The organism is Clostridium sp. DFI.5.61 (assembly GCF_024462915.1).
In the GTDB taxonomy this organism is placed as follows: domain Bacteria; phylum Bacillota; class Clostridia; order Oscillospirales; family Oscillospiraceae; genus Lawsonibacter; species Lawsonibacter asaccharolyticus.
The window spans coordinates 83,051-99,041 of sequence record NZ_JANGBZ010000008.1 but is presented as its reverse complement, the minus strand read 5'-3'; the positions used below and the strand labels follow the sequence as shown (position 1 = coordinate 99,041).

General features: G+C 52.4%; 16 protein-coding genes and 1 tRNA gene. 2 read left to right on the top strand and 15 right to left on the bottom strand.

Annotated features, from left to right (window positions below; genetic code table 11):
• Positions 1-72 precede the first annotated feature (72 nt).
• From NE584_RS06350 to nth, 5 genes are read right to left on the bottom strand one after another with little or no spacing between them, the layout of a single operon-like run.
• A complete protein-coding gene (locus NE584_RS06350; protein ID WP_050624041.1) occupies positions 73-1,335 on the bottom strand; it encodes a replication-associated recombination protein A in 1,263 nt (420 codons plus the stop codon).
• A gap of 48 nt (positions 1,336-1,383) precedes the next feature.
• Complete coding sequence (locus tag NE584_RS06345) at positions 1,384-1,848, bottom strand: GNAT family N-acetyltransferase (RefSeq protein WP_256182266.1); 465 nt, start codon at positions 1,846-1,848, stop codon at positions 1,384-1,386.
• A 15-nt stretch (positions 1,849-1,863) separates the two neighbouring features.
• Positions 1,864-2,508 carry a YitT family protein gene (locus NE584_RS06340; RefSeq protein ID WP_256182264.1) on the bottom strand — a complete coding sequence of 215 codons (645 nt, stop codon included), beginning with the start codon at positions 2,506-2,508 and terminating at the stop codon, positions 1,864-1,866.
• A gap of 33 nt (positions 2,509-2,541) precedes the next feature.
• The gene (locus NE584_RS06335; RefSeq protein ID WP_077138741.1) at positions 2,542-2,937 is read right to left on the bottom strand and encodes a DUF2500 domain-containing protein; all 396 of its coding nucleotides are present in this window, start codon (positions 2,935-2,937) and stop codon (positions 2,542-2,544) included.
• Positions 2,934-3,611, bottom strand: coding sequence for an endonuclease III (gene nth / locus NE584_RS06330; protein WP_050624038.1), 678 nt, complete (start codon positions 3,609-3,611; stop codon positions 2,934-2,936). Before nth ends, NE584_RS06335 begins: the two co-directional genes overlap by 4 nt.
• Before the next feature lie 296 nt (positions 3,612-3,907).
• Between nth and glyA the strand changes: the two genes are divergently transcribed.
• Positions 3,908-5,164 (top strand): serine hydroxymethyltransferase, encoded by a 1,257-nt coding sequence (gene glyA, locus NE584_RS06325; protein ID WP_272867227.1) that lies wholly within the window; start codon positions 3,908-3,910, stop codon positions 5,162-5,164.
• Positions 5,165-5,235: 71 nt separating this feature from the next.
• Here the strand turns inward: glyA and trmB are convergent, their stop codons facing one another.
• Entirely contained in the window at positions 5,236-5,955 is a 720-nt protein-coding gene (gene trmB, locus NE584_RS06320; RefSeq protein WP_242850397.1) for a tRNA (guanosine(46)-N7)-methyltransferase TrmB, read from the bottom strand.
• Positions 5,956-6,106: 151 nt separating this feature from the next.
• Between trmB and NE584_RS06315 the strand changes: the two genes are divergently transcribed.
• Positions 6,107-6,182, top strand: a tRNA-Pro gene (locus NE584_RS06315).
• A gap of 343 nt (positions 6,183-6,525) precedes the next feature.
• Here the strand turns inward: NE584_RS06315 and NE584_RS06310 are convergent.
• The 9 genes from NE584_RS06310 to NE584_RS06270 form a co-directional block, all read right to left on the bottom strand.
• Entirely contained in the window at positions 6,526-7,131 is a 606-nt protein-coding gene (locus NE584_RS06310; protein ID WP_256182261.1) for an HNH endonuclease, read from the bottom strand.
• A gap of 4 nt (positions 7,132-7,135) precedes the next feature.
• Positions 7,136-7,807, bottom strand: a complete 672-nt coding sequence (locus NE584_RS06305) for a hypothetical protein (RefSeq protein ID WP_256182260.1) — start codon at positions 7,805-7,807, stop codon at positions 7,136-7,138.
• Positions 7,808-7,809: 2 nt separating this feature from the next.
• Entirely contained in the window at positions 7,810-10,101 is a 2,292-nt protein-coding gene (locus NE584_RS06300; protein ID WP_256182258.1) for a sensor histidine kinase, read from the bottom strand.
• Between the two features lie 25 nt (positions 10,102-10,126).
• Positions 10,127-11,569, bottom strand: coding sequence for a class I SAM-dependent DNA methyltransferase (locus tag NE584_RS06295; protein WP_256182256.1), 1,443 nt, complete (start codon positions 11,567-11,569; stop codon positions 10,127-10,129).
• A gap of 18 nt (positions 11,570-11,587) precedes the next feature.
• A complete protein-coding gene (locus NE584_RS06290; RefSeq protein WP_256182254.1) occupies positions 11,588-11,773 on the bottom strand; it encodes an excisionase family DNA-binding protein in 186 nt (61 codons plus the stop codon).
• A 345-nt stretch (positions 11,774-12,118) separates the two neighbouring features.
• Positions 12,119-12,613 carry a hypothetical protein gene (locus tag NE584_RS06285; RefSeq protein WP_256182252.1) on the bottom strand — a complete coding sequence of 165 codons (495 nt, stop codon included), beginning with the start codon at positions 12,611-12,613 and terminating at the stop codon, positions 12,119-12,121.
• Positions 12,614-12,728: 115 nt separating this feature from the next.
• Positions 12,729-14,309: a site-specific integrase gene (locus NE584_RS06280; RefSeq protein WP_256182241.1), complete on the bottom strand. Its 1,581-nt coding sequence runs from the start codon at positions 14,307-14,309 to the stop codon at positions 12,729-12,731.
• A complete protein-coding gene (locus NE584_RS06275) occupies positions 14,302-15,510 on the bottom strand; it encodes a site-specific integrase (RefSeq protein ID WP_256182238.1) in 1,209 nt (402 codons plus the stop codon). Before NE584_RS06275 ends, NE584_RS06280 begins: the two co-directional genes overlap by 8 nt.
• A gap of 3 nt (positions 15,511-15,513) precedes the next feature.
• Complete coding sequence (locus tag NE584_RS06270; RefSeq protein ID WP_087397577.1) at positions 15,514-15,816, bottom strand: DUF6809 family protein; 303 nt, start codon at positions 15,814-15,816, stop codon at positions 15,514-15,516.
• Positions 15,817-15,991: the final 175 nt, after the last annotated feature.

Genomic DNA, 15,991 nt, shown 5'->3' with positions numbered 1-15,991 from the left:
CCGCGGGGGGCGGGGGTGGCCCCGCCCGCCGCGGGGCCTTTGGCCTCAACAGCGCCCGCTGGGGGCGGTCTCCTATTTCTTGATCTCCTCCCAGTAGCGCCGGGCGGCCTGCTCTGTCTTGTTGTCCCCGTACTGATAATATTTTCTGTCTTTCAGCTCATTGGGCAGGTACTGCTGCCGCACCCAGTGGCCCGGGAAGTTATGGGGGTAGAGGTAGCCCTGCTCCCGCTCCATCCCCGCCGAGTCGGCATGGACATTCTGGAGCTCCCGTGGGATGTCCCCCGCCAGTCCTGCCTTCACGTCGGCCATAGCCGCGTCAATGGCCATGCAGGCCGTGTTGGACTTGGGAGCGGTTGCCAGAAGGATGGCCGCCTGGGCCAGCGGCAGCCTTGCCTCAGGCAGCCCCAGCTGAAGGGCGCTGTCCACGCAGGCCTTTACGATGGGCACCGCCTGGGGATAGGCCAGGCCGATGTCCTCACTGGCAGAGCAGAGGATGCGGCGGATGGCCGTGATCAGGTCCCCCGCCTCCAGCAGCCGGGCCAGATAATGGACCGCCGCATCCGGGTCTGAACCTCGCATAGATTTCATCAGGGCGGAGGCAATATCAAAGTGATTGTCCCCCTCCCGATCATACCGCATAGCGGACTTCTGGGCCGCCGTCTGGGCGTCCGACAAAGTGACAAGGAATTTTCCTTGCTCCCTTTTCGCCGCCGAGGCCAGCAGCTCCAGGGCGTTCATGGCCTTTCGGATGTCACCGCCGCAGGAGGCAGCAATGTGCTCCCGCACCCCCTCCTCCAGCACCAATCCGCCCCCCAGGCGCCCCTCCAGGATGGACACCCCTCGGTCGATGGCGGGCAGGGCGTCCTCCGCGGTGATGGGCTTGAACTCGAACACGGTGGACCGGGAGAGCACTGCCCCGAACACGTAGAAAAAGGGGTTCTCCGTGGTGGAGGCAATGAGGGTGATTTTGCCGTTCTCCATGAACTCCAGCAGGGACTGCTGCTGCTTCTTGTTGAAATACTGGATCTCATCCAGGTAAAGGAGAACTCCTTCCGGGGCCATCAGGGTCCCGATGTCTGCGATGATCTCTTTGATGTCACTGATGGACGCGGTAGTGGCGTTCAGCCGGTGCAGGGGCCGGTTGGTCCGCCGGGCGATGATGTTGGCCACCGTGGTCTTTCCGGTACCCGAGGGACCGTAAAAGATCAGGTTGGGGATGTCACCCCCCTCGATGATCCGGCGGAGCAGGCCCTCCCTGCCTAAAATATGCTTCTGCCCCACCACTTCATCCAGGGTCTGGGGCCGTATCTCATCTGCCAATGGCCGGTAAGCCATTCCAACACTCCCTTTCCCTCCAGGGGCGCCCGCCCCTGGACCCGCCGCTCACAGCAGCTCCTTTTCCATGCACAGGGTGTCCTTGTTGTCCGCAAAGATGGTGAGAGTCTCGATCTCCCGGTATCCCATTTTTCTGTAAAGGGATATCGCTTCCGGAATATCCCGGCCTATCTCCATCACCATGCGGCCAAAGCCCTGAAACAGGGCCTGGAGCTCCAACACCTCCACCACCTGCCTGGCACACCCCCGGCGGCGGTGTTCTGGACGGACATAGACCCGATTCAGTTCCGCTGTGCCCTCCTCCATCGCCCGGAAGGCGCCGCAGGCCACCACCTGCCCGTCCCGCAGGAGCAGGCAGGCCTGCCGGATGTCATCCAGGCCGTGGCAGCTCCGGCACTTCAGGGCCGCTGCCCCAAACCGCTCCCCATACTCCCGGTCCATCGCCCGGACCAGCTCCCGGAAGCGCGGGTCCCCGCCGTGGGTCAGCCGGGCCTCTGATCCTTTTCCGCTCATTTCTTGTCCTCCCGTTTATGCTACGCCGGCCAGCCGGCACATGCCCGCTTTGGTCCAATGGTTTACCAGGGCGATCACCCGCCCAACCCCCACCATGGCCAGCAGAGTGCCCAGGCCGATCCCCACGATCCGCCCGGTCAGCAGCAGGCCCAGGCACACCGTTGCTGCCACGCAGCCCAAATCAAACACGTTCTTGGCAAAGCCCTGATCCCAGCCCATCCTCTGGGCCACCGCCTGGACGATGCCGTCCCCCGGGTTGGGGACCAGCCGCATGTTGACGGTGAGGGCCACCCCCACCCCCGTCAGCACGATGGCCAGGGCCAGCACCGCCAGATTTTCCGGCAGGCTGTGGGCCGCCGCCTGATAGGGGATGCAGGCGCTGCACAGATTCAGCAGCCGGCTGAACACCAGGCTCAGGGGAAATTGCAGCAGTGTGGCCAGCCGCTCCCGCCGCTCCCGGAGAAACAGCTGCACCACCACAAAGATCCCGTAGAGCACAAAGGTCATGTCGCCGAAATTCAGCTCAAAGATCTGGGACACACAGTAGGCCACTGAGATGATGGGAGATACCCCCAGCCCCGTCTTTGTGTTCAGGGTGATCCCCGCCGCCAGGACCACCATCCCCAGAATATAAAAGATCCAGCGATTCACTTTTTCCACTGGTCCGCTTCTCCCCTCATTCGGTCTCTCCACTCATGTGCGGCGGAACCCCTGAAAGCGGGTGCCCTGGAAGGTCAGCCGCCCCCGGTCCCCCTCCACCAGAAGGCCGTACTCCATGTCGGGCACTTCCAGCTCCATCCGGTCCCCGCTCTCCACCTGAAAAGTGGCGTAGTAATAGGTCCGGCTGGAGGCATGTCTCCTGCTGTGCTCAGTCCCCCCGTGGCGGTAGGTGCGCACGTCCATGCGCTTGGCCGCCACCTCCGCCTCCACTGTCAGCACCGGGGCGTCGTTGTTCCGCTTCCACTGGGCGGCCCCACGGACCGCTTGGACTGCAATGCCCGCCAGGATCAGCACGAAGACAACCCCGATAAAAATGGGGACAATGGTGAACATGGCGTTGGCCATGCCGAATCCGCCGTATCCAATCATGCTGGCTCTCTCCCTTCTGTCCCCCGGGCTGTCTGCCCGCTCTTTGCGAAGTGGTCACACCAGGGCCGCAGGACGCAACTCTGGCACTGGGGACGGCGTGCGATGCACACAGCACGCCCGTGGAGGACCAGCCGGTGGCAGAAGTCGTTGGACTCCTCCGGCGGCAGGATGGCCCGCAGCTGCTGCTCCACCTTTCCCGGGTCCTTGGTGCCGTCGGTCAGGCCCAGAAGGCCGGAAATGCGGATGCAGTGAGTATCCGCCACCACCACCCCCGGGGTGTGGTACACGTCCCCCAGGATCAGGTTGGCCGTCTTCCGGCCCACCCCGGGCAGCTTCAGCAGCTCCTCCATGGTGTCCGGCACCCGCCCTCCGTAGTCCCGCAGAAGCATCTGGGAGGCCAGCACGATGTCCTTCGCCTTGGCCCGGAAAAAGCCGGTGGAGTGGATGTACCTCTCCACCTCCGCGATGTCCGCCTCCGCCAGCGCCTCCAGGGTAGGGAAGCGGGCATAGAGGGCCGGTGTCACCTTGTTCACCCGCTCATCGGTGCACTGAGCCGCCAGACGCACCGAGAACAGCAGCTCATAGTCCTTTCTGTAATCCAGAGAGCAGACCCCATCCGGGTAGAGCTCCTTCAGCCCATTGACAATGCTCCAGATCTCTTCTATGGTTTTCATCCTGTCTCACACCTTTCGGACCGCTCCGCCCTTTAGGCGAGGCCTGTCCTGTCATATCCGGGGCCTGCGCCCCTCACTCCCGCTCCCAGTCAGAGGGGCCAAAGGTCAGGACGGCCTCTCCCCTGCTGGTCTTTACATCGGGGCTTCTTCCCCCATATCTTACACCAGCACCCCGGTCCTTGTAAAGCAAGCTCTCCCTTTCTTCCCTATTTTCATTGTAATTTCCGCCCCATCTGCTATAATAGGGAAGACGGCCCCGGCCCCGCCGGGCATCAACTGACAAAGGAGTGTTCCCATTGGTCCAGGAAGCCATGGATTTCATCACCGCCGCCGACCCCGAGGTCGGCAGGGCAATTCAGGCGGAATATGACCGCCAGCAGCAGAACATCGAACTCATCGCCTCGGAGAACGTGGTCAGCTCCGCCGTTCTGGCCGCTGCCGGTACGGTGCTCACCAACAAATACGCGGAGGGCTACCCCGGAAAACGGTATTACGGCGGCTGCCAGTGCGTAGATGTAGTGGAGGACATCGCCATCCAGCGGGCCAGGCAGCTCTTCGGCGCCGGCTTTGCCAATGTACAGCCCCATTCCGGCGCACAGGCAAACTACGCTGTCTACCAAGCCCTCTGCCAGTATGGCGACACCGTCTTGGGCATGAGCCTGGACAATGGCGGCCACCTGACCCACGGCTCCCCCGTCAACTTCTCCGGGAAGCAGTACAAAATGGTGGCCTACGGCGTAGACCCCGTAACCCACCGCATCGACTATGACCAGGTTCGAGATCTGGCCAGACGTCACCGCCCCAAAATGATCATCGCCGGTGCCTCCGCTTATCCCCGTATCATTGACTTCCAGTGCTTCGCGGAGATCGCCCACGAGGTGGGGGCCTACCTGTTCGTGGACATGGCTCACATCGCCGGCCTGGTGGCCGCCGGGCTCCATCCATCCCCTATCCCCTACGCTGACGTGGTCTCCACCACCACCCACAAGACCCTCCGCGGACCCAGGGGCGGCATGTTGCTGTGCAACGATCCGGAGATCGCCAAAAAGCTGAACTCCGCCATCTTCCCCGGCTCCCAGGGCGGCCCCCTGGAGCACATCATCGCCGCCAAGGCGGTGGCGCTGGGCGAAGCACTCCGGCCGGAATTTAAGGCCTATCAGCAGCAGATCGTCAAAAACGCTGCCGTCCTGGCAGAGTCCATTATGGAGGGCGGCCTGGACCTGGTCTCCGGCGGCACGGACAACCACCTGATGCTGGTAGACCTGCGCCCTGCCCATCTCACCGGCAAGGAGATGGAGCACCGTCTGGATGAGGTATATATCACTGTCAATAAAAACGCCATCCCCAACGACCCGGAAAAGCCCTTCGTCACCTCCGGCATCCGGGTGGGCACCCCCGCCGTTACCTCCCGCGGCTTCCGGGAGGAAGAGATGCGGACCGTGGGCCGGCTGATCTGTCAGGCCGCCCAGGCCGATTTTGAGGACAAGATCGACAGCCTGCGGGCCCAAGTCAAGGAGCTGACCGGGAAATATCCGCTCTATCAGGGGCAGTAAGGCCGGACATACAGCGGTCTATCAGAAAACAGTACCGCGGCGGAAAAGGCCGCCGCGGTACTGCTCTTTCTTTATCGGTCCTCCGCCAGCACCTTGCCGCCGTCCTGCGGCGCCAGATCCCGGGGCCCGGCGATGGGCCGAAACTTCGGCTCCTGCTCCAGGTGCAGTTTGGTCCCCACGCAGCGGTTGATGGGCGTCCCCAAATCATGGAACTTCTCCTCATAATCCGTCATAATCCCGCAGACCCCGTTCCCATGCAGGTCCCGGGTCACCTCAGACAGCTCATAGCCCGCTTTGGGGAATTGGAACAGGGAGTACTCAAACAGCTCCCGGTTGTCCGTCTTGAAGTGGATCTGTCCCCCGTCCCGCAGGACCCCCCGGTACAGCACCAAGAAGTTCTCGTGGGTGAGCCGCCGCCGGGCGTGCTTGTTGGAGGGCCATGGGTCGCAGAAATTGATGTAGATCCGGTCGGCCTCCCCCGGAGAAAAATAGTCCCGCAGGCGAGCCGCATCCCCGTCCACAAAAAAGACATTGGACAGCCCTTTCTCCACCACCCGCTCCATCGCCACGATCATGGCATCCGGCACCCGCTCCACCGCCACGAACAGGACATCCGGCTCCAGCCCTGCGGTCTCTGCGGTAAAGCGTCCCTTCCCGCATCCCAGCTCTACCCGCAGTTCCCGCGCCTGGGGCATCAGGTCCCGCCAGTGTCCCCGCAGCTCCACCGGATCTGGGATCATCCGGTCCCGGCATCGGTCCATCCGTGGGATCAGATTGGGCTTTTTTCTCATTCTCACAGCTCAGTCACCTCATGTCGGAAGTCGTCCCCTATCTTAACATAAGAAAAGAATACTTGCAATCTTTTCTCGTTTATATTATACTATGAAACAGAAGCAGTCTTTATCTGCAGAGCACCGACTCCATACAGGAAAATCAAATTATCCGGGTGTAGCGCAGTTGGTAGCGCGCTTGCTTTGGGAGCAAGATGCCGGGAGTTCGAGTCTCCCCACTCGGACCAAAAACCGCCTCAAAACATCGGTTTTGAGGCGGTTTTTATAACTTTTTCGACAATAATTTGTTTGGCGTTTTGCATAAATAAAGCCTCAAATGTGGTCAAATCATTTTTGCGGATTTGTTCTGAATTTCCTTCATAAATGGAGTTTCTGGCTGTCCTCCACCATTATTCATTCAGAAAAGAGAAAAAGCAAACTGCACATTCTTTCAACATGTGGTCAAAGATAGAAATTTAGTAACTCTTATCGTAGCATTAGAAAAGATTGTGGTTATAAAGTTCCTTGTTGTCTTCATGCTACTAAGAGACACGATATGACACCCCGGAATCGTCATCCTACTTTCAAAAATTAAGCCGATTCCTGGGAAATTTTTTCCCACAAATTAAAGTATTCAAAGAAACTTTCTGTAATTAACTGTAGAGCTGCTTCTTTTTTTCTACATTCCTTACCTTGAAGTTTGTCCTTTGCAACACTGTTTTTGAGTTCATCTCTTTTTCGTTTGAGTTTGTCCAAATTATGTATAATTTCGTGACGTTTTAAGTACAATTGAAGCGTCTTTCTCATATATTTGCCAAGTGGTGTGATTCCAGATATTGATCCGTCTGGAAGCCGTATGAGATGTTTATCATATTCTTCAGTACATGGATCAATAAAGCCTTCAGAATCTACAACATTTATTTTAGAATTATCACTTGGCCATATATCCCATTTTGCCCGGTTACACCATGGACAAGCATAAAGTAAGTTGTCATAATCATAACGTAATTCAGGGAATTTTTCTTTGGGTGCAAAATGCTCGACATGATATGCGCGGTATCCGCCACCATATTCATCTAAATCATCACAGTAGGCGCAACGATGCCCAAAATCTGCTGAGAGGTGCTTCTTATTTGTCCTATTTGTACGAAACACCTCTCCATGATAACTTCTAATTGGCCGTTTCTCTCTAAGCATAGTATCATTCGCTTTCTATTATTTGATCAATTTTGGAAATTAGTTCATTTATCTTTTCGGCTACAAACCCTTGCTTAATGGGGACTGAAATAGCCGCACGGCCATCAATGCTTCGTTCAATTTTGGAGTCCAATTCAAGAATACGTTCGTCAACAGTTGCCGACTCACCCGCACGAGGCAACAACGATTCCAGCTCTTCTTTCCAATTCTCCATCTCCGCTCGATGCTTTTTGATTTGCTCAATCAACTTTGAATTAAGTTCGACTCTTTCTTCATTTTCCGCAATATAGCGCGCAAAATCGAACACAAGATATGAATCAAATAGTTCATGATCAAACAGATCATCTTTATAGGTAGTCAGTACGAAAATGGGAAATCCATACAACCGCAAACATAGTTCTTTGGCTAAAGATACTCCTGAATAGGACACAGCCTTTTGTGAGGAAAGCTTATAATCAATAATCACAGCATCTAATCTTTTTTCGACAATTTGCTCTACCATATCGTCGGTATTATCCAAAAGGGAAAGTTCTATGGGGATTAACTCATAGTTTGCATATTTTTCCTTAATAGGATGCCCCTCCTCATCATTACAGCAAAGCCGAATCATCGTAATCATTTGAGTTACTTTTGATTGATCATCATCGATAATCCCGATTTTATATTGCTCTTGCATATCTAACGCCCCTCCTCAGACAAAGGAATAGTAATGTCCAGTCCAAAACCATCCTCAACCTTCGTAATAGTATACCTGCCCTTGTATTCATTTATGCTCGACGCTACTATGTACATCCCAAGGCCGGTTCCTACTGCATTTCCTTCGGCGTCAAATTTACTTGTAGTACCATACTCAAAAATACTATAAGGGTTTTTCTTAAATGCTTCTGTTAAACCATGTCCATTGTCAGAGTAATGCACCGTTAAGCTATCATCATCTGATTCAACTCTAATTGTAATTTGTCTCTCGGAAATCTTGGTCTCTTCAAAAGATTCAATAGAATTAATAACTAAATTGTAAATAATACTATCAAAATCTGTGGCAAAAATCTTTTTATATGCTTCTCCACCGTCGGTGGCAAACTGGACTTCAACCATCTTCCTGTTAAGAATTGGAGAGATCAGCTTAAGAGATTCTGACAGCACTTTATAGATATCTGTTTTCAATCTTCTTCGGCGGTCTTTTTTGGTTTGAGTTGTGATTACTGTAATCCAAGATTTCAGAAATTCATCATTTGTCTTTAAGTCATCCAGATTCCTCTGAATTTGCAATGTATCGTTTTGCCTAATTGCCAGCTTAAATCCGCGGACTCGGGAAACTAATAATGCATTGATACTCTTCAAATCGTGCACCATAGTTGTTGTCATAAGTCCATTTGTAGCCAAAGCTCGAAGTAATTTTATCTCAGAGATTAGTTCTTCACGCTCTTCTTGATAAATTTGGACTGCTGTAGCAAGTTTTTCCGTATCGCTGGCTGTGTCTGCATCTTTTTCTTTAGACCTCTTATTCTTTTTTCCTAATATTGTCTTAGCAATGCCAGCGGCCTCTTCTTTTGCCCGTTCTCTTTGATTCTGCTGATCGTTATACTGTTTTATATTTTTGACAATATGCGCTCGATCCTTTTCAAAAATTGAAATAATAGCAATCAACAATGATGAAAGGGTATCAAAGAATTCATTTTCAATGATTCCTTCTCTGCTTGATTTATCTAAAATGGAAGCGTTGTATACTCGCGAAATTAAAACTGTACCTTGCAATTGTGAGTTATTAACATGCCATTGTTCGGATTTGTCAGAAATAGCTACTGGGTTGACACCTTTTCGCGCATCCAGCCCAAGCCAATCAAAAGATTTTGATGTAGGATCACCATACGGACGAACAAGAAAATTGTCACGATAGATTTTTAGTCCGCCATGATTCTCCATCCATATTTTTCGTTTTCTACTTACGGCCTTGTAATAATACGGTCCCTCGCCCCGGTTTGACAATTTCATAAAGACAAATTGGAAATCAAAGGGCCCTACGCTTTCACACATATTTGCATATGCAGAACTGTCGTTTCCCGTAAGTTCTGAAATAGTTCGTGTTATTTCAAAATACTCTTTAGAAAAATCTTCTAAACGGTATGGCTCCAAGCTAAACGCAGGCTGTCTAAATAATTCTTTTGGAATGATATTTAAATCAAATTCATTTCTAAAAACCGTGGCCGTTACTTTCTTTCCGTCAAAATGTGCACGAACTTTGTAGTCATAGTCATCAGTAACTTCATTGTCCACTTTAAATGCCGCTGAATTCAGACTTCTTTGAATAATAATTGCATAGTTTTGTTGTTCAACAGGAGGAATAAGATATCCTAAGACATCTATAACTTTTTCCTTTTCACGATCACTCCACTTGTCGCGTAGTTCGGAAATTGAAAAAAGGGTCCCGCTCTTCAAGGAAAACTGATTGCTGTGGTCTTCTTCTGTATATTGTGCAATAGCCTTTTTAATTTCAATGGGAATAATATCTTCGAATTGCCGTTCCGGGCAGTAGGAGAAATTTGCCTCCACATCATCGATAATCTGTCCCGACTTTTCAAAACTACTCCAATCAGTTTCCCAACAGATTAAGCTTTCACTGTCATGCTTAGTGTACATTCTGCATTTACTGCCAAGCCTATCAAGCGCAAAACGTCCGATTCCTTTTTCGCCTGATTTAATGCGATTCTTTGCAGACAAGTATTCCACACGCTTGTTATCTGTTCCAATAAGCATCCAACAAGACTCGATGATGCCTTTTGTCATCCCAGAACCATTATCTAAAATATAAATGTGATCATGTTCAACATCAAAACAGATAAAACAAAACCCAGCATCTGCATCGTATGTGTTCTTTACCAGTTCAATTATGGCACCATCAACCCGTGATACACTTTCTCTGCCAAGCAATATAGTTGCTCGAGAAGACATTTTATACTTCATTTTCTCCATATAAGATACCTCCACGGCAAAATTTTTACCAACAATAATCGGATATATTTTTCGTCGTAATTCGGATTGATTTTCCCTTGGCACTTATTCCTCGCGGCTGAAGATATTTCAAAAACTCTGAGCTATTTAAAATTGTCATTGCTTCTGTCAAAGGTAATTTATCAGCACAGTCTCTAATGGTAATAAATATTCCAGAATAGGGAACATCCTCGATATCCAGCGGATATACATGCACTTTTCCGGTGATTACCGTCGAAACTAACAATTTTTTTTGATTAATATGTGTAAGCGCTTGAGAACGACCAAACTCAAACCACTTGGAGTTTTTGTCTGCGTCGCGCCTATCCAATATTTCTTTTTTGCTTTCTAAATAAGCATAAGCAAAAGGAAATTTTTGCTTGAAGGTAACCTCGTCATAGTGCTTTAGAATTCCATCGGAATAGTAATATGGAAAAATGATATATTCTGTAGTATCGTTAGCTTTTCCCTTTGGACTTGCAGCTTTTCGAACAACGCTTTTTTCGATTTTACTGCCCTCACATATCAGATATTCACCATCATCAGAGTAGTTGGTAAGAACATAGACGCTATTGCATTGAGTTGCTATACTTGTAGCAACTCTAAAGTAGTCACCAAATTTATGTTGCAGTCCAGGGGCCTGTTCTTGGCAGCCGAACAGCCACTCATCATTAAGGGTTTCGCGATTTACGGTAGATTCCAGATTCGCAGAAAGATCTTTATATACAATCTGTTCAGTTCTCGTGGAACGGTCAATAATAATGATAGCTGGAGAGGTTAGAACCTTTTCGAACACATTTGTAGTTGTAAAATCGAGGACTTCTGTCAAGTAGGGTTGCAAAAGCGTTCGAATACTCCGACCAGACTTCGTTTTGAAAATACTATTCGGGATAATATAGGCCATTTTCCCTGCGGAATTTAAATGGTTAAAACCATCCTGTAGGAATGCATAAGAATAATCCCAAGCACCATATTGACAAGTGGTATATTTTCCCTCGATGTATTCACGTTCCGATTTCTCTAAATCCCAATAAGATACATAGGGAGGGTTTCCAACAACGAAATCAAATGTGAGTGAATAAGGTTCTCTCAACGCATCTGCTTGCTTAATTTGCCAACAAACTCTTTTTAATCCAAAACTATCAGTAATAGAATTTAGGGTTTGTATACATTCTCGATATAATGATGGGTCCAGTTCTATGCCGAAAATATCGCGTCCAAGACCATTTTTGATTTTAGTTCTTGAAAGGCCTTTTCGTTTACAATCATTAATATATCGTTTAACAATTCCTTTTAGAAATTGACCATTCCCACATGAATTTTCTAAAATAGTTTTGCCGTATAAAGAGTCAATATATCCTACATGATCCAGCATAGTTTCTACGATATCATCTGGGGTAAAAATTTGACACTTTTCTTTAGTTTTTGCGTTTTCAATTACTGATCCCATGCCACACCTCAAACGACATCATTTTACAGATTCTCCAGATTTCATCCATGCATCAACTTCGCTGATTTTAAATCTCCACAGCCGACCTATTTTAGTAGCTGGCATCTTACGCTTTTCGATCCAATTAAGCACAGTGTCACGACTAACTCCAAGATATTCGGCGATTTCTTTCATAGAGTACCATCGTTCAACATTTAGATCCATGAAAACTCCCCGCTTTCAAACAAACACATAATTTTCTAATTTGAATAATATCACAAGAGTATGGAAGTGACAATATTTTTGCGGATTAACGTAGAATTATCTTGATTATATCAGGTTAACGCTGCCCTCGCTAAATTGGAGGACAACTAAATAGTAAAGATGAGATATAGCAGATATGGAGATTTACCGGTGTTGCTGTCTCAATAAATAGAGTTTCTTTATATGTTGGAGCGAGTGCAGGCTATTGCGGTATCCATCGCTGTGGGAGATCCTACTTATTACAAAAAGGGGTGGTATCAAAATGTGATACCACCCCCTTTTGAGCGTCCGGGAAACAAGTCTATTTTAAAATCCCGACAGGTCTACGCCCAGGAGAATAAGGGCAAGGCCGGCCAGGATCCAGGGCAGAAAAATGACTGGAAACAGGAGCAGCCCCTTGTGGTTTTCATAGTGGTACTCCTCGCAGGAGAACAGCTTGCCGGGATTATCGATGTAATAGAGATACAGGTACAGGGGCGGCGTTGCCGGGTGCTTGAAATGGGCAACATACTGCCGCTCTTCGCCGTCAATCGTGTAACGGTAGACGGCGCGCCAGTTGTGGCGGGATACCTCGCCGGAGGGGTGCTTGTCCACCAGAGACGCTTTAATGACGTGGTCCCTGCTCTTTGCGATGTCCCGTTTCCGCTCCCAGCTCATGCCGTGGGACGCCTTTTTGTACAGCGGAACCGCGATGGCATAGCCGCCGATCAGGACCGCAAACACGACCGCCCATTTGAGCCAGTTGATGGGATCGTCGGTAAACATCGTGATGAGAGCCTCTTGGATACTCAATTTCAGCACCTCCCCCGGCATCTCCTGTACTCATCATACGATATTTGGCGGCGCTCCGCAAGGCAGAATGATACTTTTGATGATGAATTGGAGAATTTGATAAAATAGATAATTAAGCCGCCTTTTACGCCGTCCACCCCAGCATCCCCCGCATCATCTCATACCACTTCGCCGCCGTGTGCCTCGTCACCCCGGCGCCTCTGGCGATGGCCCGGTAGCTGGTCACATCGGGGTGGAACTTCATGTACATCCAGATCTTCTTTTGGGTTTTGGTGAGCTTATCCGGCGGAGTAATGCCCCGTGCATGGTCCCGCAAGGCCTGCCGCTCTGTGTTCATCTGCTGGATCAGCACCTTCAGCTTCGCCTCACATTCCTCCCGGGTGTGAGCGTAGACGCATTTGGAATGCTTGGTGCCGTCCGGCCAGGTGGGGGAGTAGCGGCCCTCAAACAGATGATCATTGATCTGGGTGATGCACCCGGTGCCGGGCTTCCGGGTCTTTCTCAGCACCGGCTGGAAGTCTGCGGCCGGGTTTTGCTCTGTCTGCGCAGATTCCTCCTGTACCTCGTTGCCCAGTCCCCGGTCTATTTTGGCCGCCGCCTCGGTCTGCATGTCCCCGGTGACATGGGTGTAGATGTCCAGGGTGGTGGCCGCCGACACATGGCCCAGCATGGCGGAGAGGGTCTTCACATCCATGCCGTTCTCCAGCGACAGGGTGGCAAAGGTATGGCGTAAATCGTGAAATCTGATTCTCTTACACCCGGCCCGCTCCAGAATGATCTGGAGCCGCCGGCGCACCGCCCCTGGCGTCATGGACATGTCCTCTTTGACCGGCGAGGGGAACATCCACCGGGAGTCCACCGTCTTCTGATACTGCCGCAGCACCTCCACCACGCCGGGCGGCAGGACCAGTCTGCGAATGGACGCCTTGGTTTTGGGAACGCTCACCTGGAGCTGTCCCTTTACCTCGTAGACCCGCTTGTTCACGGTCAAGGTCCCGGTTTTGAAATCCAGGTCGTCCCACTGGAGGGCCAGCAGTTCGCCCCGGCGCAGGCCGGTGCATAAGTCCAGAAGAAACAGTTCGAAATAACCTTCTGCCTGGGCCTGGATGAGGAACCGCTGGAGCTCCTCCCGGCCAAGGACCTGCATCTCCCGGCCCCGCTTGGGCGGTAGCTTGCAGCCCACCGCCGGGTTGGTGCGGATCAGTTCCTCCTGCACCGCCTTCTCCAGAGCAGACCGGCAGGCGGCGTGGAGGCCGCGCACCATGGAGTCGGAGAGGCCCTTGCCGAACTGCTCTGTGCGGATGAGCCGTCCAGCCGTTTTCATCCGGGCATAGAACTGCTGGAGGTCCTTCTGGGCCAGCTGGTTCAGGGGGATCTTCCCCAGCTCCGGGATGATGTGCTGATAGATCTTCGCCTCGTAGTTGGCCTGGGTAGTGGGGCGGATCTGAGGTTTCACATAGTTCTGATACCAGAAGTCCAGCCACTCCCCGAAGGGCATCTCCGGCCGGACCTTCTCTGTCTTGGAGCCGGTCACCGTCTCCCGGAGCTGCTTCAGCTTTTCCTGGCACTCCCGTTTCGTTTTGGCCAGGACATTCTTCGTCCTGGGCAGGCCTTTCTCGTCGTAGCCGATGACCACCCGGCCCTCCCAGCGGCCGTCCTTTCGCTGGCGGACGGAGCCCTCGCCCTTTTTCCGGCGCTTAGCCATAGCGTGCACCTCCTTCCGGCGTGTCTCTCTGCCACGGTTTCAGGTCTTTCCCCAGGAGATTTTCCAGAAAGTCACCCACGATGTGGCTGGCCTCCTGCTGCATGTCCGGCGTCACGTGGGTATAGGTGTCCAGGGTGAAGCTGGCGTTGGTGTGGCCCAAAATGCCGGACAGGGTCTTGGCGTCTACGCCGCTGGTGAGGGCGTGGGTGGCAAACGTGTGCCGTAAATCGTGGAATCGGATCGCAGGAAGCCCTGCCTCTTTTAAGATCCGCTTCATCCAGTAGTAGGCGGCGCTGGGGCGCACCGGCTTCTCCGGAGCCAGCGGTTCCGGGAAGATCCACTGGCTGACGGCGTGTTTTTTCCGCTCCTTCAGCCGCTGGACGGTGCTGGGCGGCAGGCGGATGGTCCGCCGGCCTTGACTGGTCTTTGTCTCACCGATCTCCAGCTCCCCGGCCTTGGGAACGTTCACGGACCGGAGGATCTTCAGTGTCCCGGCCTTCTCGTCGAAGTCCTGCCACATGAGCCCGCAGATCTCGCCCCGGCGCAGGCCGGTAGTCAGCTCCGTGTAGAAGAAGTCCCGCCAGATCTCGTTGCGGTCCACCGCCGTCAGAAATGTCTCCATCTGCTCCCTCGTGAGGACTTGTTTCGGCTTATAGCTGGCCTTGGGCACCACGGCCCCATCGGTGGGGTTCCGGGCGATCACATGGGCCGCCTCCGCGTTCTTCAGGCACCGATGGAGCATGGCGTGGATGCGGAGCACCATGGTGTCCGACAACTCGTGCCCGTATTCCGGGTGCTCGCGGACACGGCCCTCGTGTTTCAGTTTTCGGTACAGCTTCTGTATGTCCATGCGGGTCACCCGGGAGACAATTTTATCCCCCAGATAGGGCTTGATGTAGCACCGGATGAACTGCTCGTAGCTGCGCAGGGTGTTGGGCCGCAGGGTGGCCGCGCCGTAGTCCTCCATCCACCGGTCCAGCCACTCGCCCAGAGTCATGCGGCTGTCCTCGGTGAGCTCCACGTCCTGAAAGGCCTCCAGGTCCCGGTGGAGCTTGTCCAGCAGTTCCTTCTGGGTTTTGGCCAGGACATACCGGAAGATGGGTTCGCCGTTTTTCTTGTGGCCCACCACGATGCGGCCCTCCCACCGGCCGTCCTCCCGCTTTCGGACCATGCCGTCGCCGGACGGCCTGCGTTTTGCCATAGGCTATTCCTCCTTATTGGGGTCGAGCAGACTGCCGTCGTCCTCGTCCAGGGCCTCCAGGATCATGCGTACTCCTAAACGGAAGCCCAGGATGAAGTTCTCCAGGGCCATGGTGCTGCCGATCTCGTTCTCCGCGTTGATGAGCCGGAGCAGCAATGTTTTTTCCTTGTCCTCCAACAGAGCGGTGAGTTTCTCCTCGCACTCCGCCGACTGTTCCATGGCCTTTTTCAGGGCAGTCCCCGATTTGACGATCTGATCGTTGGGGGTGATGTTTCCAAAGTATAGATTTTCCAGTGTGTCTCTCATGTGTGCCGCCTCCTTTGTCAGCAACACACAATACCCGAACTTCCTTCCAATAGCTACCCCCAACTGCAACTATTTTCAGAAAGTTATCATCTGCGGGCAGGATTTTATCTTTGTATTGCGGTTCAGATTTTGATATGCCTGCCATAGAAAAAACCGCCTGCATCTCTGCAGACGG

Bases quoted from the DNA above. Each gene is read 5' to 3' on its own strand.
- NE584_RS06345 (WP_256182266.1), bottom strand. From the start codon at position 1,848: ATGAGCGGAAAAGGATCAGAGGCCCGGCTGACCCACGGCGGGGACCCG.
- NE584_RS06310 (WP_256182261.1), bottom strand. From the start codon at position 7,131: ATGCTTAGAGAGAAACGGCCAATTAGAAGTTATCATGGAGAGGTGTTT.
- NE584_RS06335 (WP_077138741.1), bottom strand. From the start codon at position 2,937: ATGATTGGATACGGCGGATTCGGCATGGCCAACGCCATGTTCACCATT.
- nth (WP_050624038.1), bottom strand. From the start codon at position 3,611: ATGAAAACCATAGAAGAGATCTGGAGCATTGTCAATGGGCTGAAGGAG.
- NE584_RS06280 (WP_256182241.1), bottom strand. From the start codon at position 14,309: ATGGCTAAGCGCCGGAAAAAGGGCGAGGGCTCCGTCCGCCAGCGAAAG.
- NE584_RS06300 (WP_256182258.1), bottom strand. From the start codon at position 10,101: ATGGAGAAAATGAAGTATAAAATGTCTTCTCGAGCAACTATATTGCTT.
- NE584_RS06290 (WP_256182254.1), bottom strand. From the start codon at position 11,773: ATGGATCTAAATGTTGAACGATGGTACTCTATGAAAGAAATCGCCGAA.
- NE584_RS06350 (WP_050624041.1), bottom strand. From the start codon at position 1,335: ATGGCTTACCGGCCATTGGCAGATGAGATACGGCCCCAGACCCTGGAT.
- trmB (WP_242850397.1), bottom strand. From the start codon at position 5,955: ATGAGAAAAAAGCCCAATCTGATCCCACGGATGGACCGATGCCGGGAC.
- NE584_RS06275 (WP_256182238.1), bottom strand. From the start codon at position 15,510: ATGGCAAAACGCAGGCCGTCCGGCGACGGCATGGTCCGAAAGCGGGAG.
- NE584_RS06270 (WP_087397577.1), bottom strand. From the start codon at position 15,816: ATGAGAGACACACTGGAAAATCTATACTTTGGAAACATCACCCCCAAC.
- NE584_RS06305 (WP_256182260.1), bottom strand. From the start codon at position 7,807: ATGCAAGAGCAATATAAAATCGGGATTATCGATGATGATCAATCAAAA.
- NE584_RS06295 (WP_256182256.1), bottom strand. From the start codon at position 11,569: ATGGGATCAGTAATTGAAAACGCAAAAACTAAAGAAAAGTGTCAAATT.